The sequence below is a fragment of the Providencia sp. 2.29 genome, assembly GCF_015832305.1.
Taxonomy (GTDB): Bacteria; Pseudomonadota; Gammaproteobacteria; order Enterobacterales; family Enterobacteriaceae; genus Providencia; species Providencia stuartii.
The window spans coordinates 1,284,388-1,307,594 of the sequence record NZ_CP065420.1 but is presented as its reverse complement, the minus strand read 5'-3'; the positions used below and the strand labels follow the sequence as shown (position 1 = coordinate 1,307,594).

Here is a 23,207-nt window from a genome sequence, read left to right as displayed (position 1 = left end):
GTTGATTAATGCCTAAGTTTTTTATAGAAAGACCAATTTTTGCATGGGTAATTGCTATTATTACTATGCTTGCTGGTCTGTTGGCAATTATCAAGTTACCTGTGGCACAGTATCCGACCATTGCACCGCCGTCTGTTTCTATCTCGGCAAACTATCCGGGCGCCGATGCATCGACGGTACAGAACACAGTGACTCAGGTTATCGAACAGAATATGAATGGTATCGATAACTTGGTGTATATGTCATCAACCAGTGATTCATCAGGTTCTGCTAATATCATGCTGACGTTTGAAGCCGGTACGGATGGCGACATTGCACAGGTTCAAGTGCAAAACAAACTTCAGCTCGCGATGCCATTACTGCCCCAAGAAGTACAGCAACAAGGTATTAGCGTTGATAAATCTACCAGCTCATTCTTAATGGTAGCCGGCTTCGTTTCTGCCGATGGCTCAATGGGACAATATGATATTGCCGACTACGTTGGCTCTAATATTAAAGACCCACTTAGCCGTGTTAATGGTGTTGGTGAAACACAGTTGTTTGGTACGCCATATGCGATGCGTATCTGGTTAAAACCAGAAATGCTCGTTAAGTACAACATGACAACAACCGATGTTATCAATGCAATTAAAGTACAAAACAACCAAGTGGCGGCAGGTCAATTAGGGGGAACACCTCCAGTTGCAGGCCAACGCTTGAACGTTTCTATCATTGCACAAACCCGTTTAAACAACCCTGAAGAATTCGCCAATATCCTCTTACGAGTCAATAAAGACGGTTCTCAAGTACGTTTAAAAGATGTAGCAACGGTTGAACTTGGCGCTGAAAACTACAGCACCATTGCGCGATTTAATGGTAAAGCCGCAGCAGGTATCGGTATTAAGCTAGCGACGGGCGCTAACGCGCTGGATACGGCGAACAATGTCCGTGCAGCACTAGCGAATATGGAACCATTCTTCCCTGAAGGGTTAGAAATTGTTTATCCATATGATACAACGCCATTCGTTAAGATTTCGATTAACGAAGTTGTTAAAACGCTCGTTGAAGCAATCATGCTGGTTGTTGTAGTAATGTATCTGTTCTTACAGAACATTCGTGCCACATTGATACCAACAATTGCGGTTCCTGTCGTCTTGTTGGGAACATTTGCCGTCTTGGCCGCATTTGGATACTCGATCAACACCTTAACCATGTTTGCGATGGTACTCGCTATCGGTCTTCTCGTGGATGACGCCATCGTTGTGGTTGAAAACGTTGAACGTGTTATGCAAGAAGAAGGTTTATCACCAAAAGAAGCAACCAAGAAGTCCATGGGGCAAATTCAAGGTGCGTTGGTGGGTATCGCCATGGTACTGTCCGCGGTATTTGTTCCAATGGCCTTCTTCGGTGGCTCAACAGGTGCAATTTACCGTCAGTTCTCCATTACCATCGTTTCAGCCATGATCTTATCGGTACTGGTTGCAATGATCTTAACCCCTGCACTTTGTGCCACTATATTAAAGCCAATTAAAAAAGGCAGTCATGGTAGCCAAAAAGGGTTCTTCGGCTGGTTTAACCGTACATTCGAAAAGCAAGCACACCACTATACTGATAGTGTTAGCCGCATGTTGAATGGTACAGGCCGTTACTTGCTCATTTATCTCGTATTAGTGGCAGGTATGGCGTTAATGTTTATCCGCCTTCCTTCTTCATTCTTACCAGAAGAAGACCAAGGGGTATTCTTAGCGATGGTTCAATTACCACCAGGATCAACGCAAGAGCAAACACAAGCTGTACTGGATGAAGTTAACACTTACTTCCATACCAAAGAAGAACGTAACGTTGAGTCTGTCTTTACCGTTGGTGGATTCAGTTTCGCGGGTCAAGGCCAAAACATGGGTCTCGCATTCGTGGTTCTGAAGAATTGGAGTGAACGTAAAGGCGATGAAAACCACGTTGAAGCGATTGTGGGTCGTGCAAACGCTGCACTATCACAAAAGCAAGAAGCATTGATTTACGCCTTTAACCTACCTGCTATTGTTGAGTTAGGTACGGCCAACGGCTTTGACTTTGAATTGGTTGACCAAGGTAACTTAGGACATGATGCCTTAATGGCGGCACGTAACCAGTTACTTGGTTTAGCGGCTCAACACCCTGAAATTTTGCAAGGTGTTCGTCCTAACGGGCAAGATGATACATCACAATACCGTATCTATATTGATCAACAAAAAGCGCAAGCACAAGGTGTCGCTATTGCAGATATCAATGCAACGCTTAGTTCAATTTTCGGTGGTACTTATGTAAACGACTTTATCGACCGTGGTCGTGTTAAGAAAGTTTACGTACAAGGTGATGCAGAAAGCCGTATGCTACCTTCGGATATTAGTTCATTGTATGTTCGAAATGCCGAAGGGAACATGGTGCCATTCTCTGCCTTCTTGGATGAATCTCAAGATCCTTGGAAATATGGTTCACCGCGTTTAGAGCGTTATAACGGTGTTCCTTCAATGAACATTCAAGGGCAAGCAGCATTTGGTCAAAGTACGGGTGATGCTATGCTGATGATGGAAAAACTGACAACTGAAAACCTACCGAAAGGGATTGGTTATGAGTGGACAGGTATGTCATATCAGGAACGTTTGTCTGGTAACCAGGCACCTGCCCTGTATGCTATCTCACTGATTGTTGTCTTCCTATGTCTGGCAGCCCTATATGAGAGCTGGTCTGTACCATTCTCTGTTATGTTGGTTGTTCCATTGGGTATTATCGGTGCATTACTGTTTACCTCCGTTCGTGGACTGTCAAACGACGTTTACTTCAAGGTGGGCCTCTTAACAACCATTGGTCTGTCGGCGAAGAACGCAATATTGATTGTTGAATTCGCCAAAGACTTGATGGAAAAAGAAGGCAAAGGATTAGTTGAAGCGACATTAGAAGCTGTGAAAATGCGTTTACGACCCATTCTGATGACATCACTGGCCTTTATGTTAGGTGTTATCCCACTGGTATTCAGTAATGGTGCAGGTTCAGCAGCACAGAACTCCGTTGGTACAGGCGTTCTGGGTGGTATGTTCGCTGCAACCTCACTGGCTATCTTCTTTGTTCCTGTGTTCTACGTGGTGATCCGTCGCCGCTTTGCAGGAAAAACAGAAGAGCTTGAGCATGCTCATCCAGTCAAAAAAGCCGAATAATTATATTCAGCTAAAATAATCGCTAAGGGCCACAACAGTGGCCCTTTTTAATGCATTACTTGTCAGCTTAAGTGTGACATTATTCTTCCCTTCCCTATAACGCCTGACGCAGTCAATGCCATTCGATACCACAAGAGATACTAAACACCAAATAATCATTATTATTCATTTAAATTAACGCTTAATTGAAATAGGTATCTTTGCGGCTCTACTGATAGTCATTGTTTACAATCTCACCTCAAATACCCTTAAGTTAAATATCTCTTATTAAATCAAAGCAATAATTTATTTATTATATGTTCACTCTTTTTATTTTTGATTATCTCCCCATATTTTTTGATATGGTTAACCGCTTTCTTTTACCGATATACTTTAATTAAATTTATAGGATCTTTCATCGCAAGGAGCATCACCATGCAACTACGTTATCGTTGTATTACCTCGTTATTTTTATTTACCTTTTACCACTACGCAATCGCATCCACCAACACAACTCAAGCCAAAGTCATCAATATTACCGCTCCATTAGAGAACCATATTTCATTTAACCGCTTTGAAACACTCTCTTCTAATGAACATGGTTTAGTATTTAATAATGATATCAGCGACAATAGCGCTCTCGGTGGGAAAGCCGCTAAAATGATCCTTGCCGAAGTGACCGGGAGCGAAGCTACAAATATTCAAGGAGTTATTGGTATAAAAGGCCAAACAGCCAACTTAGTCATTGCTAATCCTAATGGCATTACATGGAACAACGGCTCTGCAAGCAATATTGCTAGCCTATCATTGGTCGCAGGGAATTTTGAAAGACAGTTTATTAAAGACAAAACAGATCCCAAAAAACTGCTACCGAAACCATTAAAAGACTATAGCCAATTAAAATTTACCGTCTCTCCCGGTAGTCAAGTCACCATTAATCAACAACAAGCTAACCCTATACAGTTATCTAAAATCAATGTATTCGCTGACCGTATAAAACTACAAAATGCTGTCAACATCACCTCTGCCGTCCAAAACTATCTAAGTAGCTCAGGTAATGCTTCTCTCTCTATTCGTGAAGGTCTACTGGTTTCAGGAGCAAAATACAAAGCAACAACACTGCATAGTGAAGGGAGCCAATTCGAACTAAGTGAAAATGGTAAACTGACGGGGCGTTCTATTTTACTCGAAAGCCATCGATATCAATGTAAGGACAGCTTTATGTGTCCACAAAATAAGATTGATATAAAAGGTCTCATTGAAGCGATGAACTTTTCTTTACAGGGGGATAGCCAGTTTGCCCTTACAGGACGATTACGCCTTGGCAGCAACCAGCAAGAGTTGGTGAGACAAACTGTCGAATAATCATTGAGTATAAAATGCCATTTTATTCCTTTACTCTTTGACTATTACCTTAAGCCGAGCGGGGCTAAATAGCTGGAGGCCTCATCAATATGAGGCCTCCAATCACTTTGCGGTTATGACTGACTCGAATTACAGCCAGAAGAACCAAGCAAATAGTGATATCACAATAATACAAGCAACGTTTAACACTGCACCAACACGCACCATCTCGATCTGCTTGATATAACCAGAACCAAAGACAATAGCATTTGGCGGTGTTGCCACTGGTAGCATAAAGGCACAAGATGCACCAATACCAATAATCATCGTCAATGCCATAACAGGCATGCCCAATGCTTCAGCTACGGTAGCAAAAATAGGTACTAACAACGCCGCACTCGCTGTATTACTTGTAAATTCCGTTAAGATAATGATAAACGTAGTGACCGCTAAGATAATGACGAACCAATGGCTTTGACCAAAAGTCATTTGCATCCAGTCAGCCATAATCTTACTTGCACCTGACGAACTTAGAATAGCGCTCAGTGTTAAACCACCACCGAACAGCATCAATACGCCCCATTCCGTGTTTTTCTGGATTTGCGCCCAGCTCGCAACACCAGTTACCCCGATAAGGATTGCTGCACTTACGGCAATAATCGTATCCAGATCTTTAACGCCACCTAATGCTTTACTGATAAATGTACTAGTGATCCAGCACAGCACCGCGATAAGAAAGATGCACATCGCTGTGATACGTTTACCATTCCATTCCACATGCTCTAGCTCTAATTCAAAGCGATGCTTCAAATTTGGACGTAGCATCATAAACATCAGCACAAACATCATTGGTAACAGCACAACCATAATTGGAATGCCATATTTCATCCATGACAAGAAATCCAAGCCAAGTGCAGAAGCTGCGATTGCGTTTGGTGGACTACCAACAATGGTACCTAAACCACCAATACTCGCACTATAAGCAACACCTAATAGAACAAACACGAAGGTGTTACGTTCATGACGCGCATCCAAATTAGAAAGGATACCTAACACAAGGGGTAGCATCATCGCGGCTGTTGCCGTGTTACTAATCCACATTGATAGCAGTGCCGTTACACCAAATAGCAACACCACGGCTACGGATAAACGCCCACGTGCTACCATTAATAAACGGTTAGCGATCAGCCGGTCTAGGCCTTGAATATGCAACGCTGTCGCCAAAGCAAAACCACCAAAAAATAGGAAAATAATTGGGTTTGCAAATGACTTCAAGGCATCGCCTGTATTCATCAAACCAAGACCAACCGCTAAGATTGGGATACATAATGCAGTGATAGTAACGTGTATCGCTTCAGTCAACCAAAGCACACCAATAAATACCATCATTGCAAGCCCAGCATTCGCTTTATCATCAAATGGTAAATATTTTAAAAGTAAAATTAGCAATACGATATCAACCGCTAAAATCACCCAACCTTTTACATTTGATGGCGTTGGCCCAACAGAAGGTTTCAGAGATTCAGAAGCATCCATATTCACTCCATTGGCTTATCAGCATCCTAGTGCCCAAGCTCTTGTTAATATTTATTTACAGTATGGGGAATATAGAGTTAATCGAATGAAATTCAAATGTAGATGATGCAAAATTGAGAGCTGTACCGCGCAATTAAACACTTTTTTCATTTGATACATAAAAAACTATCGATTTTGTGAACATCTAAAAAATGATGAGTCCGTGTAATTCCTTAGCAAAAGATAAAGAAATTTAAACAAAAAAATGGGGGGATGGGGGCTAATAAAAAACGGGAAGACAATGCTCCCCGTTTTGAGAAATAACTCAACCTAGCTTAAATTATGCTTGGCCTTTAACTTCTTTCAGACCATTGAATGGAGCACGGTCACCCAATGCTTCTTCAATGCGGATCAATTGGTTGTATTTAGCAACACGGTCAGAACGGCTCATAGAACCTGTTTTGATTTGGCCTGCCGCAGTACCAACCGCTAAGTCTGCAATGGTTGCATCTTCAGTTTCACCTGAACGGTGAGAGATAACCGCAGTGTAACCCGCATCTTTCGCCATTTTGATAGCAGCCAATGTTTCAGTCAGAGAACCGATTTGGTTGAATTTAATCAGGATAGAGTTAGCAATGCCTTTCTCAATACCTTCTTTGAGGATCTTAGTGTTTGTAACAAACAGATCGTCACCAACCAATTGGATTTTGTCACCAAGCACTTTAGTTTGGTATGCAAAACCATCCCAATCAGATTCGTTCAAGCCATCTTCGATAGAAACGATTGGATACTCTTTAGTCAGACCTTCTAAATAATGAGTGAACTCTTCAGAAGTAAAGGTTTTACCTTCACCTTTTAGCTCATAGTTGCCAGTTTCTTTGTTATAGAACTCAGAAGCCGCACAGTCCATCGCCAGAGTGACATCTTTACCTAATACATAACCAGCTTGCTCAACAGCTTCTTTAATAGCACCTAGTGCAGCAGCGTTAGATTCTAGGTTTGGCGCATAACCACCTTCATCACCAACAGCGGTGTTCATGCCTTTAGCTTTCAGTACTTTCGCTAGGTGATGGAAAATTTCAGAACCCATGCGAACAGCGTCTTTCAGTGTTGAAGCACCAACTGGCTGGATCATGAACTCTTGAATGTCGACGTTATTGTCAGCGTGCTCACCACCATTGATGATGTTCATCATTGGCAGAGGCATTGAATATTGACCGTGAGTACCGTTTAGGTCAGAAATATGCTCATAAAGAGGCATACCTTTTGCCGCAGCTGCCGCTTTCGCGTTAGCTAATGACACAGCCAAAATCGCGTTCGCACCAAATTTAGATTTGTTATCAGTACCATCTAGATCAATCATGATCTTATCGATAGTCGCTTGGTCTTTTGCATTTTGGCCAATCAGCGCTTCTGCAATTGGGCCATTAACAGCGGCAACCGCTTTCAGAACGCCTTTGCCCAGAAAACGTGATTTATCACCATCACGCAGTTCCAGTGCTTCACGAGAACCTGTAGATGCACCTGATGGCGCGGCTGCTAAACCAACAAAGCCACCTTCTAGATGAACTTCAGCTTCTACAGTTGGGTTACCACGAGAATCAATGATTTCACGACCGATCACTTTAACGATTTTGGACATTAGGTTTTCCTCAGTACAAGTTAAATTGTGGGGAGCAGGCACATCTGCCTACCCCGCCATATCTTATTTCAACTCACCTTTCTGGTAGCTACCAGCGGCTTTAACAAAACCTTCAAACAATGGGTGACCATCTCTTGGCGTTGAAGTGAATTCAGGGTGGAACTGGCATGCCACAAACCATGGGTGATTTGGATTTTCAATAATTTCAACCAGTTTGTTATCCACTGAACGACCTGCAACTTTTAGCCCCGCATCTTCAATGCGTTTTAGCAACAGGTTATTCACTTCATAGCGGTGACGGTGACGTTCAACAATCGTATCTGCACCATACATATCACGAACCAAGCTGTCTTTAACTAAGTGGCATGGTTGACCACCAACACGCATGGTTCCACCAAGATCGCTCTCTTCAGAACGCACTTCTAGGTTACCATTTTCATCACGCCATTCAGTAATTAGCGCAACGACTGGGTATTTACAGTTTGCATCAAACTCAGTTGAGTTTGCACCTTCCATATTGGCAACGTTACGTGCAAATTCAATCAAGGCAACCTGCATACCTAAACAAATGCCTAAATAAGGCACTTTATTTTCGCGTGCATATTTCGCTGTCATGATCTTACCTTCGATACCACGCTCACCGAATCCACCCGGAACAAGGATAGCATCTAAGCCTTTTAATAGATCAACACCACGAGTTTCAATATCTTGTGAATCAATCAGTTTGATATTCACAGTTAGGCGATTTTTCAATCCACCGTGTTTTAAAGCTTCAATAACTGATTTATAAGCATCGGGTAATTCAACATACTTACCAACCATACCAATGGTCACTTCACCAGTAGGGTTTGCTTCTTGATAAATCACTTGTTCCCATTCAGCAAGGTTTGCTTCGCGGCAGTCAAGATTGAAACGCTTACAGATATACTCATCTAAGCCCTGTGATTTCAACATACCAGGGATTTTGTAGATGGAATCAACGTCTTTGAGTGAAATAACCGCTTTTTCAGGAACATTACAGAACAGTGCAATTTTTGCACGCTCATTCGCAGGAATAACGCGGTCTGAACGACAGATCAGCACATCTGGCTGAATACCAATGGATAGCAGCTCTTTAACAGAATGCTGAGTTGGTTTAGTTTTCACTTCACCCGCTGCCGCCAAATAAGGAACTAAAGTCAGATGCAGATAGAGTGTGCGTTCACGCCCTACTTCTGCCGCCATTTGACGAATAGCTTCCAAGAATGGCAATGATTCGATATCACCAACTGTTCCGCCAACTTCGACTAAAACAACATCATGACCTTCACCACCACGGATGATGCGGTCTTTAATTTCATTGGTAATATGAGGGATAACTTGGATAGTCGCGCCAAGATAGTCTCCGCGACGTTCTTTGCGCAATACTTCTGAATAAACGCGCCCCGTTGTAAAGTTGTTGCGACGCGTCATTTTGGTACGGATGAAACGCTCATAATGACCTAAATCCAAGTCAGTTTCAGCGCCGTCTTCTGTAACGAAAACTTCCCCGTGTTGGGTTGGGCTCATTGTCCCTGGATCAACGTTGATGTACGGATCCAGTTTCATAATGGTGACATTGAGTCCACGGGCTTCGAGTATAGCCGCCAAAGAGGCTGCGGCAATGCCTTTACCCAGAGAGGATACGACCCCGCCGGTCACAAAAATATAATTAGTTTTCATGCTGAACCTGAAAGTTTAGGTTTAAAAGATGATGGATATAACAGGACGGGAAAACAGTATACCCGAACCTTAATTTCGCTACAAATGTTCTAAGCATAATAAGGTTAATTTTCCTCTATATTCCATTAATATCAGCTAGTTAAAATAAAAAATATTTTCTAGCCCCAAACAAGGTTGATTAACATGCAAACAGCAACAGTGCTATCACTCAAGCCATTTAACCCATTAAGTGACTTTGCTTACCATAGCTTTTGAGATACGACAGCGTAGAAACTGTTTTCCCTAAAGTAAAATAGCAATGTGAGTTTACTCATCATATACCTATTTTAGGTTAGCAAATTTGCGTTATGATGCCACTCATAACACTTCACCTCTCTTTAATTAGTGTCTCTATACAGAAACACCTCCTAAGGCTAGCATATTTTTCGCAAAAGCTAAATCCTTTCAGCAAAACTAGAGTGAACTAAGATGGTTTTATTAAATTAGGTGAAATTTTTCGTATAACTCGTAGAAAAGATCAGCAATCTAGCGTGTATTAATTGCATGTTAATGAGGTTAACTTAAGCTTGCTTTGCAGTTATGATGACTTTTTCAGCAACAATAATAGTCAATCATATTGTGACACCCAGTGATTTAATTGCAGATTAAAAATTTTATCTGCCGACTTTATCATTTCAGGGCGATGGGCAACAAAAATACGGGGAATTTGTAGTGAGGCAATCGCCTCCGTTATTTTACGCTCATTTTCTACATCCAAATCACTTGTCGCTTCATCCATTAACAAAATTTTAGGTTCTCGATAAAGTGCTCTTGCAATCGATATTCGTTGCCTTTGTCCTCCAGAAAGGAGACTTCCTATATCACCAATTATCGTTTCATATCCTCTAGGAAATGAAGATATTTCCTCGTGTATTGATGCTAACTATTTTAAAAAATAAGGTAACACATTAAAAACAAATATTATTCCGCGAGCTTAATTTGCTGCCAATGCTGTTCCATCTCCTCAAGCGTTGCGGTTTCTGTGGTTTTACCTTCTAGTGCAAGACGTGACTCTATTTGGCGAAAACGCTTTTCAAACTTCTGGCAGGCCTTGTTAAGTGCCATTTCGGGTTTATGGCCTAGATGACGTGATAAATTCACGGTCGCAAACAGTAGATCGCCAATTTCTTCTTCTAAGCGCTGCTCATCAACAACCACTTGAGTGGCCTCTTCCATTACTTCATCCAGCTCTTCGCGAACCTTGTCGACTACAGGCCCTAACGTGTCCCAATCAAAACCCACTGATGCACAACGTTTTTGGATCTTATAGGCTTTCATTAAGGCAGGTAGCGCGCTTGGAATATCATCAAGGATGGAAAATTGCGCCTTTTGTGCACGTTCAGCAGACTTACGCTTTTCCCATCCTGCCAGTGCAACATTGCTATCAGGGTGATTTTCTGCGTCAAAAATATGCGGGTGGCGTCGTTCTAGTTTATCGCTAACCGCTTGGCAAATATCATTAAAATCAAAACGTGACTGCTCTTTCGCCATTTGCGCATAAAACACGACTTGGAATAACAAATCGCCTAATTCACCTTTTAGGTCATCAAAATCTTCACGCTCAATGGCATCAATGACTTCATAAGTTTCTTCAAGCGTATAAGGAGCAATCGTTTTAAACGTTTGTTGAGTATCCCACGGGCAACCTGTTTGTGGATCACGCAATTTCGCCATAATGTCTAGTAATCGTTCAAGCTGTGATGCTGTCGTACTCATTTTTTGACCTTTTTAAACCATAAAAATCCCATGTTTCGCAAGGATAACATGGGATCGTTTATTACTGCATAACGATGTTACGATTATTTAGAATGGCGTTTCGCTTCGATCACATCTGGCAATTGATTCAGTTTGGCTAATACTCGAGCCAATACCTGTAGGTTATAAATTTCAATCGTCATATCGATGGTCGCTAACTGCTGTTTAACATCACTACGACTGCTAACGCCAAGTACGTTAACTTTTTCGTTAGCTAAGATGGTTGTGATATCACGTAACAGCCCACTTCTATCGTTAGCAACAACACGCACCACTAGCGAATAACCACTGGAGTAGTTTTCTCCCCAGACCGCGTCAACTAAACGTTCTGGTGCATGACTCTGTAACTCAGCAAGCTGTTCACAATCAACACTATGGATAGAAATACCTCTCCCTTTCGTGATAAATCCAACAATGTCATCACCAGGAATGGGCTGGCAGCAGCGTGCGATATGGTGCATTAGGTTACCCACACCTTCGACAACTACGCGACCACTGCTATTCGTTTGGGAAGCTGGTCGTGGCGCCGCAGTTTTACTTTCCAGCGTCTTCATCGCTTCGCGATCGGCTTCTTCCGCTGACGTTTTCTTGAATTTACTTTGTAAGAAGTTGACTAATTGATTGATACGAATATCACCACCGCCAATTCCGGCCAAGACCTCATCAAGAGAATGGACGTTATAGCGTGATATCAATAATTTTTCCGCCTCTTTGATACCTATATCAAGGTGCGCTAATTCGTTATCAAGAATTTGACGCCCCGCCAGCACGTTTTTATCCCTATCCTGCTTACGGAACCAGTTATGGATCTTAGCGCGCCCCCGGCTGGTTGTCACATAGCCTAAATTAGGGTTGAGCCAGTCACGGCTTGGATTTGGGTGTTTTTGGGTAATAATTTCAATTTGGTCACCCATCTGTAACTGATAGCTAAACGGTACAATACGACCACCAATTTTAGCGCCAATACAGCGGTGCCCAACATCACTGTGGATATGATAAGCAAAGTCGAGTGGCGTTGACCCCGCAGGTAAATCAACAACATCCCCTTTAGGTGTAAATACATATACGCGGTCATCAAAAACTTGGCTACGCACTTCATCAAGCATTTCACCTGAATCAGCCATCTCTTCTTGCCATGCTATCAATTTACGCAACCATGCAATACGGTTTTCGTAGCTGCTTCCTTTACCAACCCCTGTTGCTCCCTCTTTATATTTCCAGTGTGCAGCAACCCCCAACTCTGCATCTTCATGCATTTGGCGGGTGCGGATCTGTATTTCGAGGGTTTTACCATTTGGCCCAAGTACTACGGTATGGATAGATTGGTAGCCATTGGGTTTAGGGTTGGCGACATAATCATCAAATTCATCCGGCAAATGACGGAAATGGGTATGTACTATCCCCAGCGCTGCATAGCAGTCTTGTAGACGTTCAACGACAATACGTACCGCTCTGACATCGAATAACTCATCGAATGCTAGCGATTTTTTCTTCATTTTGCGCCAAATGCTGTAAATATGCTTGGGACGCCCATAAATTTCAGCTTGAATATTCTCTTTCAGCATTTTTTTGCGCAATGTGGTCACAAAGTTATCGATATACTCTTCGCGATCAATACGGCGCTCATGCAATAAGCTCGCAATTTTCTTGTATTCTTCTGGGTGCAAATAACGGAAACAAAAATCTTCCAATTCCCATTTGAGTTGACCGATACCCAAGCGGTTGGCCAATGGCGCATAGATATTGGAACACTCTTTAGCGGCTAATACGCGCTCATCTTCTGTCGCATCTTTCACTTCGCGTAGATGCGCAATGCGTTCGGCTAGCTTGATAACAACACAGCGGAAATCTTCAACCATCGACAGTAACATACGACGAATATTATCCACTTGAACGGAGCTAGTTTCCCCCGACTGTGTCGCCTTTAATTGGCGGATGGCATCCATTTCAAGGACACCTTTTACCAGCTCATAAATTGATTGACCGAAATCATCAATTACCGCTTGTTCATCGAGCTGTTTCTCTTCAACTAACGGAAATAGCAGTGCGGCTTGTAAGCTACCGATATCCATGCTCAGCGTCGAGAGTATTTCGGTCATCTCGATCCCACGCCATAGCAGTAGGGGTGCCGTTTCTTGCCCTGCTAATTTTTCATGACAATACTGCCAGGTATGGATAAGTTTTTGTTCTGATTGTGGATTATTTAGGCCCAGCCCGCTTACCCATTTTTCTGGGGCAAACTCACCTGCTGGGGTAAGATGTGCACTTCTTACAGCAACCATATATTCTCCCTACCTGTTAACCCTCTGGGCTATTGATAAATAGCGCCATTGATTCCAGATGACTGGTATGCGGAAACATATCCAACATCCGCAGTTGTACTAACTGATATCCCGCTTGAAGCAAAATTTTGCTATCCCGTGCCAAAGTGGTCGGGTTACAAGAAACATAGACAATTTTTTCGGGCATCAGTTTAACTAAATGTTCCATTACGCCAGCGGCGCCCGCTCGAGCAGGATCTAACAATACCTTATTAAACCCTTCAGCTGCCCATGGCTGAGTATGGATTTGCGCCTCTAAGTTTTCATTATAGAAGGTCGCGTTACCAATTGAATTGCGCTGCGCGTTATTTCTCGCTTGTTTGACTAAATTTTCGACACCTTCAACACCAACCACGGCTTTGACTCGCCTCGCGATAGGCAATGTAAAATTCCCCATGCCACAAAACAAATCTAAAACTCGATCATGTGGGTGCAGATCCAACCATTCAAGTGCTTGAGCAACCATTTTCTGATTGATGTCACTATTGACTTGAATAAAGTTTAATGGGCTAAACTGTAACATTTCCCCAGCAACCTGATATTCGGGTATCACGGTAGAAGCGCTTAACGGATGTAAGCTATGTTCATCCCCTGCTAACCAAACACAGACCTCATGTTGCTGTTCAAAGCTTTTAAGCAGCTGCTGATCGGAGGGAGCCAATGGTACAAGGTGGCGCAGTAAGACAATGAGGCTATTATCTGCTCGGATCAACTCCACATGGCCGAGTTTTGGTGCAGCTTTTAGCTGATTTAAGCAGTCAGATAGTGGTTGGATCAATCGTTCAAGGTCGTGATGCAGTACAGGGCACTGCTTGATATCGACCAAGGTATTCGATTGAGTTTGGCGAAACCCCATTAACAGGTGTTTGCTTTTATTTTGATACTGTAATCCAAGACGCGCTCTACGGCGGTAACCATAAGGTTCACCAAAAATAATGGGCTTGGCTTCTTTTTGAACCCCAGTTTCTCGGGCGATTAGATGCTGTAATGCATTGGCTTTACTTTCTCTTTGTAGAGAAATATCAATGTGCTGCTGCTGGCAGCCACCACACTGATTAAAATAACGGCACTGTGGCTTAACCCGTTGTGGGCTGGTACTTAAACGTTTAACCACTTTTGCTTTCGCAAAGCGGCTTTTCTCTTCAACCAATTCAATTAGCGCTTGTTCACCGGGTAGAAGCCCTTCTACGAAAATCGCTTTACCATTAGAGCGTGCAACTCCTTGACCTGCTGCATCTAGACTATCGATTGTCACCGTTATTTGACGGCGTTGGGTGGTACGGCGGTTTGGCGAGTAAAATTGGGCCATAATTTGTCACTACGAGGTGTTAAGTTTCAGAAAATAATTTTATATTCTCTTTGGTTAAAGAGATGCTCTCTCACTGGCATAAGATACGCGACAACACACTGACTTTAAGCTCTACCTACGCGTAACTATAGCGTCTACTAGTGCATATCACCTAGTCAGCAGAATATATGCTCAGTAAAAGCGCGCCTATAATAGCAGTTTTTTTGCCAAGATGAGTTATCACTTTTTCACTTAACGTATATTTTTTTATTATTTTTGTTTGTTTGAACGGCTCTTATTCAAAATAATTGACGCCTTCATCACCTTACTGCCGAATAAACAATCAGTTTGACACCATACATTTACGATATTCTTCATAGGCATAATGATCCGTCATGCCGCTGATATAATCCTGAATCAATCGTGCCCGATAATAAAACTCAAGAATAGATTTCTCTATTTCATTTGTTGCACATATGCCTTCAATTGCTTCACTGTATGACAAACGGTGCTTATTAGAGAGTTTATGGAATAACCGTGTTTCGATAAAAAATTGTTTGTGATAGTTATTTTCAACTAGCGAAATAAAGTCTTCCCTTTCTAACATCAATAATGGGCGATAAAAATCTAACAGCCCCCCAATGATGCGATAACCTTGCAACTCCAGCTCTTCTACTTCGTGATGGCTAAAGACATGCTTAAATGCAACCGTTTTCAAAACTTTAAGTAAACGATGCTCAGGGCTTTTATCTTCCAACAATGCGCTATTGAAGCGCCCTGCATAGATTTCGGGGAGATTCTGAATAAAACGCTGAGCACTGTAACGAGCCAATTTACTGGTAATATTCACTCGTAAATACATAAAAAATTGGTCTTGTTGAATTCGTCTTGTATGGTTATCACTGATATTATTAAAAGCGCTCATAATGGTTTCATCAAATAAGTCGCCTTTTTCGACTACCCCCCATTCGTTCCGCAAATAGTTGATCAATTGTTCAACGGTAAAAATTCCTTTCTCAGCGGCATCATCTAAATCAGCAATACAATAAGAGATATCATCAGCCGCCTCCATAATATAAGAAAGTGGGAAACGACAATGTTCACCCATCTCTAATTTTTTACATAGTTCATTCACGAAACCGAGTTCAGACCAATAGTAGCCCGGCTTTTTCATCAAATAATCAAATTCTTCAGGAATAGGCTCAAGATCATATGCTCCACGCGTATATTTCAAGATAGAGCCGACTTGTGCATAAGTGAGGTTTAGCTTCAATAGGCGATGTACCATGCGTATCCCTTGCGCATTACCTTCAAAAGAGCATAGATCCTGTTTAAGTTGACGACGGAAGAGATCAAGACGTTCATCCCCAGTTAAACGCATGGCGGCGATTTTACAAGGATCAGGATAATCGGGTGTGTATTGGTATTGAGGGGCTAGCAGTTGGCGAAACCAACTCTGAATTGCGGCTTCACCAAAATGCCCAAAAGGAGGGTTACCGATGTCGTGCATCAAACAAGACATTTCGACTAGGCTTTCAAACGCATCACAACGCTCATGTAGCCCATATTTTTCCAGTAACTTTTTCTTTTTTAATTCGTGAAGAACCGTTTTGCTAATGTAACGCCCGACTTGTTGTACTTCTAAGGAATGGGTCAATCGGCTGCGCACTGCGGCATTTTGTTCTAATGGAAATACTTGTGTTTTTTGCTGCAACCGACGGATCGCCGCTGAATTGATAATTCGGCCTCTATCACTTTCAAATTGGCGATTAACAGCATCTTCATTGTGAGCAGAGACTCGAGGACTTTTCGCGCTATTATAGTTTCGTTGATAATTTAATTTTGTTAGAAAATTAATTTCGCTCACACCAACTCCTCATCCTTTATACACGAGACAAAAATAAAAGGCAGAGAAATAATACCTTTCAATGTTACACTTTAGTCATCTCTACCTTAAGTGTCTAATTAATCAACAGTGAGTATGACATAATGAAAGTCGGTATCATAGGTGCAATGGAGCAGGAAGTTGCCATCCTGCGTGAACAAATTGAAGGCTGCCAAACTCTCAGCCGTGCTGGCTGTGAAATTTACACAGGGAAAATTAATGGCGTCGACGTTGCGCTGCTAAAATCAGGTATTGGTAAAGTGGCGGCGGCAATCGGCACCACGTTGCTACTTGAACATTGCCAACCCGATATAGTAATTAATACTGGCTCAGCGGGTGGTTTAGATCCTAACTTAAATGTTGGCGATATCGTTGTTTCAACTGAGGTACGTTATCACGATGCGGACGTAACTGCTTTTGGTTATGAACCAGGCCAAATGGCGCAATGCCCTCCCGCATTTATGGCTGACCCTAAATTGATCGCGCTCGCCGAAAAATGTATTCAACAGTTGGATATGAATGCGGTTCGTGGCCTTGTGTGCAGTGGTGATGCTTTCATCAATGGCGCAGAACCTTTGGCTCGAATTAAAAAAACCTTCCCTCAAGTCGCTGCTGTTGAGATGGAAGCTACCGCCATCGGCCAAGTTTGCCATCAATTCGCTGTACCTTTTGTTGTCGTACGCGCTATTTCCGATGTAGCAGATAAAGAATCACACACCAGTTTTGATGAGTTTTTACCTGTTGCAGCGCGCCAATCATCACTGATGATAGCGGCAATTTTAGCTGAACTCGCATAACTTTCGTTTAAAATAAAAAGCATAGTCAATAAAACGCTATGCTTTTTATTTATTCTTTTAGTTAGAGGCAATGACTGCATGAAATGGCACCCAAGCACACTTCAAACCACACTCGCCTTACTACTATTGCTATTTTTTAATACATCGGTTGTTGCAGACACGAAACACCGCGTGATCAGCCTTTCTCCAGCGAATACTGAGTTGGCTTATGCGGCTGGATTAGGCGAAAGCCTGATTGCTGTCAGTGCATACTCCGATTATCCTGCCGAAGCGAAACAATTAGAGCAGGTTTCCGATTGGCAAGGCCTTAATGTCGAACGGATTGTGGCACTAAAACCCGATCTTATTTTAGCTTGGCGAGGTGGTAACCCTCAGCGCCCACTCGACCAACTTGCTGCTTTGGGGATCCCTATTATCTATTTCGATCCACAAAGCGTTGAAGGGGTTATTTCTGCTATCGAACAACTGGCTAAATACAGCCCGCAGCCCCAAATTGCCCAGCAGTCCGTTTTATCGATACGTGAGCAACTTAACCAGCTAAAACAACGTTACGCTAAGCAAGAGCGCCCCAAAAAACGGGTTTTTATTCAACTAGGCACTCAACCCCTATTTAGTACAGGCAGTAACACTATTCAAAATGACATTGTTTCAATGTGTGGTGGGGAAAATATTTTCGCAAACAGTGCTGTGCCTTGGCCTCAAGTCAGCCGTGAACAGGTTATTGCTAGGCAGCCCGAGATGATTGTAATGACAGGAACCGAGACTCAAGAAACTGCCGTTCGCCAATTTTGGCAAACGCAACTTTCTATCCCGATTATTCGTTTAAATGAAGATTGGTTTCATCGTGCTGGCCCTCGCGTAGTGCTGGCGGCCCAGTCATTGTGTGAACAATTACACTCAGAATAGCGATGAATGAGAGGGGGAACGCCCCTCTCAACGATAAGACTTAAATGCTAAATGAAGAACCACAACCACAGGTGGATTTCGCATTTGGATTGGTCACAATAAAACGTGAACCTTCTAACCCTTCAGTATAATCAACACTTCCGCCAACCAAATATTGTAGGCTCATTGGGTCAACCACCAAGGCAACGCCTTGTTTTTCAATGGTCATGTCGCCATCATTAATTTGGTCATCAAAGGTAAAGCCATACTGAAAGCCGCTACAACCACCACCGGTAATGTAAACACGTAGACGCAGGTTTGGGTTGTCTTCTTCAGAAACTAAGTCTTTTACTTTAATTGCTGCCGCATCAGTAAACTGCAATGGCAGAGCTGCATCATCACTCATTTTTTACTCCAAGCCGGTCAACCGGTAATTCAGCGTAAGCAGATAGCTTACTCAGATCAATTTACTAATTATCCGCCAGCTTAGTCATTGATTCAAGTCCTGTGTCGTAATTCAACACATTGTGCATACCAATCAATGCATTTGGTTTAATTGGTTCCGTGCTTTAGAATAGGCCTATTAAATAATTCAAGTTGCATGTAGATGACCAACCAGAAGTGGCCTCACTCAGCGCTACCTTATCGCTTGAGCCACCCTATCTAGGCAACTTGAAGTATGATAAGTCTCGTTTCAACGGTATTTAGTCGATTTATTTGTCCCTATTCAGGAGCCTTGCATGAGCCAATCTTTAAACTTATATAATGAAGCGCAACAGCTAATCCCCGGAGGCGTCAACTCACCAGTACGAGCATTTAATGGTGTTGGTGGTACGCCTTTATTTATTGAACGTGCTGATGGCGCTTATATTTTTGACGTTGATGGTAAAGCTTATGTTGACTATGTAGGCTCTTGGGGGCCAATGGTGCTTGGTCATAACCACCCTGCCGTCCGTGATGCCGTAATCAAAGCTGTCAATAAAGGCTTAAGTTTCGGTGCCCCAACTGCCGCAGAAGTGGAAATGGCAAAACTGGTTTGTGAATTAGTGCCTTCTATCGATATGATCCGTATGGTGAACTCAGGTACTGAGGCAACCATGAGTGCGATCCGCTTAGCACGTGGTTACACAGGTCGCGACAAAATTATTAAATTTGAAGGTTGCTACCACGGCCATGCTGACTGTTTATTAGTCAAAGCAGGCTCAGGGGCATTGACAATGGGAGAGCCTAACTCTCCGGGTGTACCTGAAGATTTCGTTAAACATACACTCACCTGCACTTATAACGATCTAGCATCGGTTCGTCAGGCTTTTGAAAATTATCCACAAGATATTGCGTGCGTCATTGTTGAGCCTGTTGCGGGTAACATGAACTGTGTTCCACCAACCGATGAGTTTTTACCCGGCCTACGTGCACTGTGTGATGAATTTAATGCCCTATTGATCATTGATGAAGTCATGACGGGGTTCCGTGTGGCACTCGGCGGCGCGCAAGATTACTATGGTGTACAACCTGATTTAACCTGCCTAGGTAAAATCATTGGTGGTGGTATGCCGGTTGGCGCATTTGGCGGTCGTTTCGAAGTCATGGAAAAACTTGCGCCGATTGGGCCTGTATACCAAGCAGGAACGCTATCCGGTAACCCAGTTGCAATGGCAGCAGGCCTTGCTTGTCTTAATGAGGTTGCACAGCCAGGTGTTCACGCGAGACTGACCGAGCTAACTGAAAAATTAGCCCGCGGTTTAAAACGCGTATCACAAGAGCAAGGCATTCCAATGGTGATCAACCATGTCGGCGGCATGTTTGGTATTTTCTTCACTGACGCAAAAAGTGTGACTTGCTACCAAGACGTCATGAAGTGTGATGTTGAGCGTTTTAAAACCTTCTTCCACCTTATGTTAGAGCAAGGTATTTATTTAGCGCCTTCCGCATTCGAAGCGGGTTTTATGTCTATTGCTCACAGCGATGAAGATATTGAGAAAACCATCGAAGCAGCAGAAGTTGCATTTGCAAAAATGAAAACTGCTTAACCTTTCTTTCACTCGGAGGCGATATCTTCGCCTCCTTATTTACGCCTTTACTCCCTCATTTTGTCGCGACTAGCGTTTCCTCATTAATGTTAAAGCGATTAGAGCACAACTTACAATTTCACAAGTTGAACCCGTCAAAGCATTGGGAACAAGTGCTGAAACAATAAAAAGTGGGGAATTAAAACGGTATATCCCACTTGGATAAGTGGTGAAAATATTTATAGCGATGCAAACAGTCTGTTGTTATTTCAAGTGTTGATCGTATAAGCTCCGCCTATAAAAAATGCCCCGCGAGTTGATACTCACGGGGCATTTTCATTTTACGGTACTAATTAATTATTACCGAACATTTCCTTCACCCAATCTGGTGCGTCTTCTTGGGCCGGTTGAGCGTTGTTATTTAAATCCCAAACTGGCTCTTGCTGTGCGGATGATTGGCATAATGCGTCTGGCGCCTCAGTCCAAATCGGCAATACGCGTCCGCCACCAAAGTCTGAACAGTTAAATTGACCATCAGGCATCACTTTCATATCCACAATCCCTTCAGGCTGACGATTAATCAACGCCAATGGTGTTTGATTATCCAAATAACGCTGATACACACGCAATGCACCGGTAGAGCCCGTTAACTGTGTTGGCCCATTATTATCACGACCAATCCAGACAATGGCGATTTCTTTACCATCAATACCTGCATACCAGCTATCACGCAAGTCATTGGTTGTTCCCGTTTTACCCGCTAAATTATATTTGCCATATTTCTTCAGCAGTACTCGCCCAGTACCTTGTTGCACCACTTGCTGCATACCATAGAGCGTTAAATAAGCCGCTTGTGACGGTATTGCACGCTCAGCGGATGGATAGCTTTGATAAATTTCAGTGCCATCGCCATCAATAACAGAGCGTAATGCAGAAAGTTTAGCGCGGTTACCATTACCACCAATGGTTTGGTAGATTTGCGCCACTTCAGCTGGTGTTAAGTTAACCGCACCGAGTAGCATTGCGGGAACTTTTTCCATCGCACTCGCTGGCGCACCTAGGCGCACAAAGATATTAACTATCTGATCCAGCCCAACTTCTAGCCCTAAGTTTACCGTTGGGATATTCTGTGATTTCGCTAATGCATCAACCAACATCATTCCCCCTGTAAAATTGCGGCTATAGTTTCTTGGCCTCCAGACTTGATTCCCCACCTTAACGGATAATGGTTCATCTTTTAGCCATGTATTCAGGCGGAAACGATCAGGCTCATTCAATGCCGCTAAATAAACCGGTGGCTTCGCCAATGAACCAATATTACGACGCGCATTGAGCGCACGGTTGAAACCGGAATATTGTGGCTGTGAGCCACCCACCATCGCTCTAACTTCACCGTTAATGCGGTCAACCACGACCATCGCCCCTTCAATATCATTCAGTTTGCGATCTGCTCGTAGCTGAGCCACACCTGATTCCACCGCATTTTCAGCCGCAGTTTGTGCTACGGGGTCAAGAGTCGTAAAGATTTTTGCGCCAGAAAGCTCTTTAACTTTATCGCCCAGTTTTTCATTTAATTCCTGACGAACCATCTGCATAAAAGCAGGCTGAGAGGCGACAAGCCCTTCTCTTGGTTTTACTCCTAAAGGACGCGCGCTAAGCACTTGATACATTTCATTATCGATAACATTGCGTGTTTCTAGTATTTTCAACACGATGTTACGACGTTTAATCGCATTTTCTGGCTGCGTCCACGGGTTATTCTTTGTGGCACCTTGAACCATTCCAACTAATAACGCTTGTTGGTCTAGGCTTAATTCATTAATAGGGCGACCAAAATAATAGAGGCTCGCTAATGGGAAGCCACGAATTTCATCGTTCCCGTTTTGCCCTAAGAACACTTCATTGAGGTACAATTCAAGGATACGGTCTTTGCTATAGTTGTAATCTAGCAAGAGCGCCATAATGGCTTCATTCGCTTTGCGCCTGAATGTCTTCTCATTCGTTAAAAATAAGTTTTTAACTAACTGTTGCGTCAGGGTACTTCCCCCTTGCACAGATTTGCCCGCCGATAAGTTAGCGACAACCGCTCGACCAATAGAGTAAAGACTCACCCCATCATGTTCATAGAAGTTACGGTCTTCGGTCTCTATCAAAATTTTTACTAGCGATTCAGGGAAGTCTGACAACGGTAAAACTAAGCGCTGTTCATTATTCGCCGACTGCATCATGGTGATCAGTTTAGGGTCTAACCGGAAGAAGCCAAATGAACGACCATTTTCCATGTTTTCAATTTTAGTTAAGATCCCTTGGTCAAACACCATGCGCGCCAATATTTTCCCTTCTTTCTGATCAGGGAAATTAAATGGACGCCGTAATATTTCAATCGTATTGCCTTTAACGGAAAACTCACCTGAGCTAGTAATTTTCGTCACTTTACGGTATTGCATACCTTCCAGTAAGCGGATCATTTCAGCTTGGCTATAATCCATTCCCGGTTCAAGGTTAACCATCCGGCCATACACTGCCGCAGGTAAATCCCAAACCTTGCCATCAAGGCGTTCTTTGATTTGCTGGTTTAAATAAAAAGCATAGGCTCCAAGCAATACAGCAAAGACAATAAAAATTTTGACCAATAACCAAAACCAGCGCCATCGGCTTTTTGGCTTACGATTTTTGTTACCTTTGTTATTTTTGTTCTTCGCCATTAGCTCGTCCTCTTCATCATCGAGGTCTTGCTCATCAATATCATCGTCATCAAATAATTTTTCATCATAATCATAGTCATCACGGCGGCGGCGTGAATGAGACTGCTTTTTTTTCGTCGACGTATTTTTACGTCTACCAATAGGTTCAAAATCTTTACCGGACATGGTCGCT

At 42.9% G+C, this 23,207-nt stretch carries 14 protein-coding genes and 2 pseudogenes; 6 read left to right on the top strand and 10 right to left on the bottom strand.

Translation table 11 applies throughout. The features are described from left to right. Positions 1 to 8 precede the first annotated feature (8 nt). Together I3B46_RS05820 and I3B46_RS05815 are read left to right on the top strand one after the other, a co-directional pair. Complete coding sequence (locus I3B46_RS05820) at positions 9 to 3,170, top strand: efflux RND transporter permease subunit (protein ID WP_004922465.1); 3,162 nt, start codon at positions 9 to 11, stop codon at positions 3,168 to 3,170. A 414-nt stretch (positions 3,171 to 3,584) separates the two neighbouring features. After that, on the top strand, positions 3,585 to 4,514 hold the full coding sequence (locus I3B46_RS05815) for a two-partner secretion domain-containing protein (protein ID WP_014656561.1): 930 nt from the start codon (positions 3,585 to 3,587) through the stop codon (positions 4,512 to 4,514). Between the two features lie 129 nt (positions 4,515 to 4,643). Here the strand turns inward: I3B46_RS05815 and I3B46_RS05810 are convergent, their stop codons facing one another. From I3B46_RS05810 to dgt, 8 genes and pseudogenes are all read right to left on the bottom strand, one after another. Further along, entirely contained in the window at positions 4,644 to 6,029 is a 1,386-nt protein-coding gene (locus I3B46_RS05810) for a DASS family sodium-coupled anion symporter (RefSeq protein WP_004922475.1), read from the bottom strand. A 319-nt stretch (positions 6,030 to 6,348) separates the two neighbouring features. Continuing rightward, positions 6,349 to 7,650 (bottom strand): phosphopyruvate hydratase, encoded by a 1,302-nt coding sequence (gene eno / locus I3B46_RS05805; protein WP_004922479.1) that lies wholly within the window; start codon positions 7,648 to 7,650, stop codon positions 6,349 to 6,351. A gap of 63 nt (positions 7,651 to 7,713) precedes the next feature. Beyond that, complete coding sequence (pyrG, locus tag I3B46_RS05800; protein WP_004922482.1) at positions 7,714 to 9,351, bottom strand: glutamine hydrolyzing CTP synthase; 1,638 nt, start codon at positions 9,349 to 9,351, stop codon at positions 7,714 to 7,716. 607 nt (positions 9,352 to 9,958) lie between these two features. Beyond that, positions 9,959 to 10,273, bottom strand: a pseudogene (locus I3B46_RS21750) (ATP-binding cassette domain-containing protein); the annotation flags it as partial. A 38-nt stretch (positions 10,274 to 10,311) separates the two neighbouring features. Next, positions 10,312 to 11,106: a nucleoside triphosphate pyrophosphohydrolase gene (mazG, locus tag I3B46_RS05790; protein WP_040132326.1), complete on the bottom strand. Its 795-nt coding sequence runs from the start codon at positions 11,104 to 11,106 to the stop codon at positions 10,312 to 10,314. Positions 11,107 to 11,189: 83 nt separating this feature from the next. Next, positions 11,190 to 13,427, bottom strand: coding sequence for a GTP diphosphokinase (gene relA / locus I3B46_RS05785; protein WP_014656564.1), 2,238 nt, complete (start codon positions 13,425 to 13,427; stop codon positions 11,190 to 11,192). A 16-nt stretch (positions 13,428 to 13,443) separates the two neighbouring features. After that, complete coding sequence (rlmD, locus tag I3B46_RS05780; RefSeq protein ID WP_014656565.1) at positions 13,444 to 14,775, bottom strand: 23S rRNA (uracil(1939)-C(5))-methyltransferase RlmD; 1,332 nt, start codon at positions 14,773 to 14,775, stop codon at positions 13,444 to 13,446. 322 nt (positions 14,776 to 15,097) lie between these two features. Beyond that, the gene (dgt, locus tag I3B46_RS05775) at positions 15,098 to 16,621 is read right to left on the bottom strand and encodes a dGTPase (RefSeq protein WP_040132328.1); all 1,524 of its coding nucleotides are present in this window, start codon (positions 16,619 to 16,621) and stop codon (positions 15,098 to 15,100) included. 122 nt (positions 16,622 to 16,743) lie between these two features. On the opposite strand from dgt, the gene mtnN reads away from it, so the two are divergent. Then, positions 16,744 to 17,436 carry a 5'-methylthioadenosine/S-adenosylhomocysteine nucleosidase gene (mtnN, locus tag I3B46_RS05770; protein ID WP_004922501.1) on the top strand — a complete coding sequence of 231 codons (693 nt, stop codon included), beginning with the start codon at positions 16,744 to 16,746 and terminating at the stop codon, positions 17,434 to 17,436. A gap of 78 nt (positions 17,437 to 17,514) precedes the next feature. Next, the gene (gene btuF / locus I3B46_RS05765) at positions 17,515 to 18,342 is read left to right on the top strand and encodes a vitamin B12 ABC transporter substrate-binding protein BtuF (protein WP_104872898.1); all 828 of its coding nucleotides are present in this window, start codon (positions 17,515 to 17,517) and stop codon (positions 18,340 to 18,342) included. Positions 18,343 to 18,382: 40 nt separating this feature from the next. On the opposite strand, the gene erpA is transcribed toward btuF, so the two are convergent. Continuing rightward, positions 18,383 to 18,727 carry an iron-sulfur cluster insertion protein ErpA gene (gene erpA, locus I3B46_RS05760; protein ID WP_004922507.1) on the bottom strand — a complete coding sequence of 115 codons (345 nt, stop codon included), beginning with the start codon at positions 18,725 to 18,727 and terminating at the stop codon, positions 18,383 to 18,385. A 334-nt stretch (positions 18,728 to 19,061) separates the two neighbouring features. Between erpA and hemL the strand changes: the two genes are divergently transcribed. Next, on the top strand, positions 19,062 to 20,351 hold the full coding sequence (gene hemL, locus I3B46_RS05755; protein ID WP_004922511.1) for a glutamate-1-semialdehyde 2,1-aminomutase: 1,290 nt from the start codon (positions 19,062 to 19,064) through the stop codon (positions 20,349 to 20,351). Between the two features lie 79 nt (positions 20,352 to 20,430). Continuing rightward, a pseudogene (locus I3B46_RS21740) lies at positions 20,431 to 20,553 on the top strand (NadS family protein); the annotation flags it as partial. A gap of 130 nt (positions 20,554 to 20,683) precedes the next feature. On the opposite strand, the gene mrcB reads toward I3B46_RS21740, so the two are convergent. Next, complete coding sequence (gene mrcB, locus I3B46_RS05750) at positions 20,684 to 23,200, bottom strand: bifunctional glycosyl transferase/transpeptidase (RefSeq protein ID WP_036941313.1); 2,517 nt, start codon at positions 23,198 to 23,200, stop codon at positions 20,684 to 20,686. Between the last annotated feature and the right edge of the window lie 7 nt (positions 23,201 to 23,207).

Bases quoted from the DNA above. Each gene is read 5' to 3' on its own strand.
- I3B46_RS05820 (WP_004922465.1), top strand. From the start codon at position 9: ATGCCTAAGTTTTTTATAGAAAGACCAATTTTTGCATGGGTAATTGCT.
- I3B46_RS05815 (WP_014656561.1), top strand. From the start codon at position 3,585: ATGCAACTACGTTATCGTTGTATTACCTCGTTATTTTTATTTACCTTT.
- I3B46_RS05810 (WP_004922475.1), bottom strand. From the start codon at position 6,029: ATGGATGCTTCTGAATCTCTGAAACCTTCTGTTGGGCCAACGCCATCA.
- eno (WP_004922479.1), bottom strand. From the start codon at position 7,650: ATGTCCAAAATCGTTAAAGTGATCGGTCGTGAAATCATTGATTCTCGT.
- pyrG (WP_004922482.1), bottom strand. From the start codon at position 9,351: ATGAAAACTAATTATATTTTTGTGACCGGCGGGGTCGTATCCTCTCTG.
- mazG (WP_040132326.1), bottom strand. From the start codon at position 11,106: ATGAGTACGACAGCATCACAGCTTGAACGATTACTAGACATTATGGCG.
- relA (WP_014656564.1), bottom strand. From the start codon at position 13,427: ATGGTTGCTGTAAGAAGTGCACATCTTACCCCAGCAGGTGAGTTTGCC.
- rlmD (WP_014656565.1), bottom strand. From the start codon at position 14,775: ATGGCCCAATTTTACTCGCCAAACCGCCGTACCACCCAACGCCGTCAA.
- mtnN (WP_004922501.1), top strand. From the start codon at position 16,744: ATGAAAGTCGGTATCATAGGTGCAATGGAGCAGGAAGTTGCCATCCTG.
- btuF (WP_104872898.1), top strand. From the start codon at position 17,515: ATGAAATGGCACCCAAGCACACTTCAAACCACACTCGCCTTACTACTA.
- erpA (WP_004922507.1), bottom strand. From the start codon at position 18,727: ATGAGTGATGATGCAGCTCTGCCATTGCAGTTTACTGATGCGGCAGCA.
- hemL (WP_004922511.1), top strand. From the start codon at position 19,062: ATGAGCCAATCTTTAAACTTATATAATGAAGCGCAACAGCTAATCCCC.
- mrcB (WP_036941313.1), bottom strand. From the start codon at position 23,200: ATGTCCGGTAAAGATTTTGAACCTATTGGTAGACGTAAAAATACGTCG.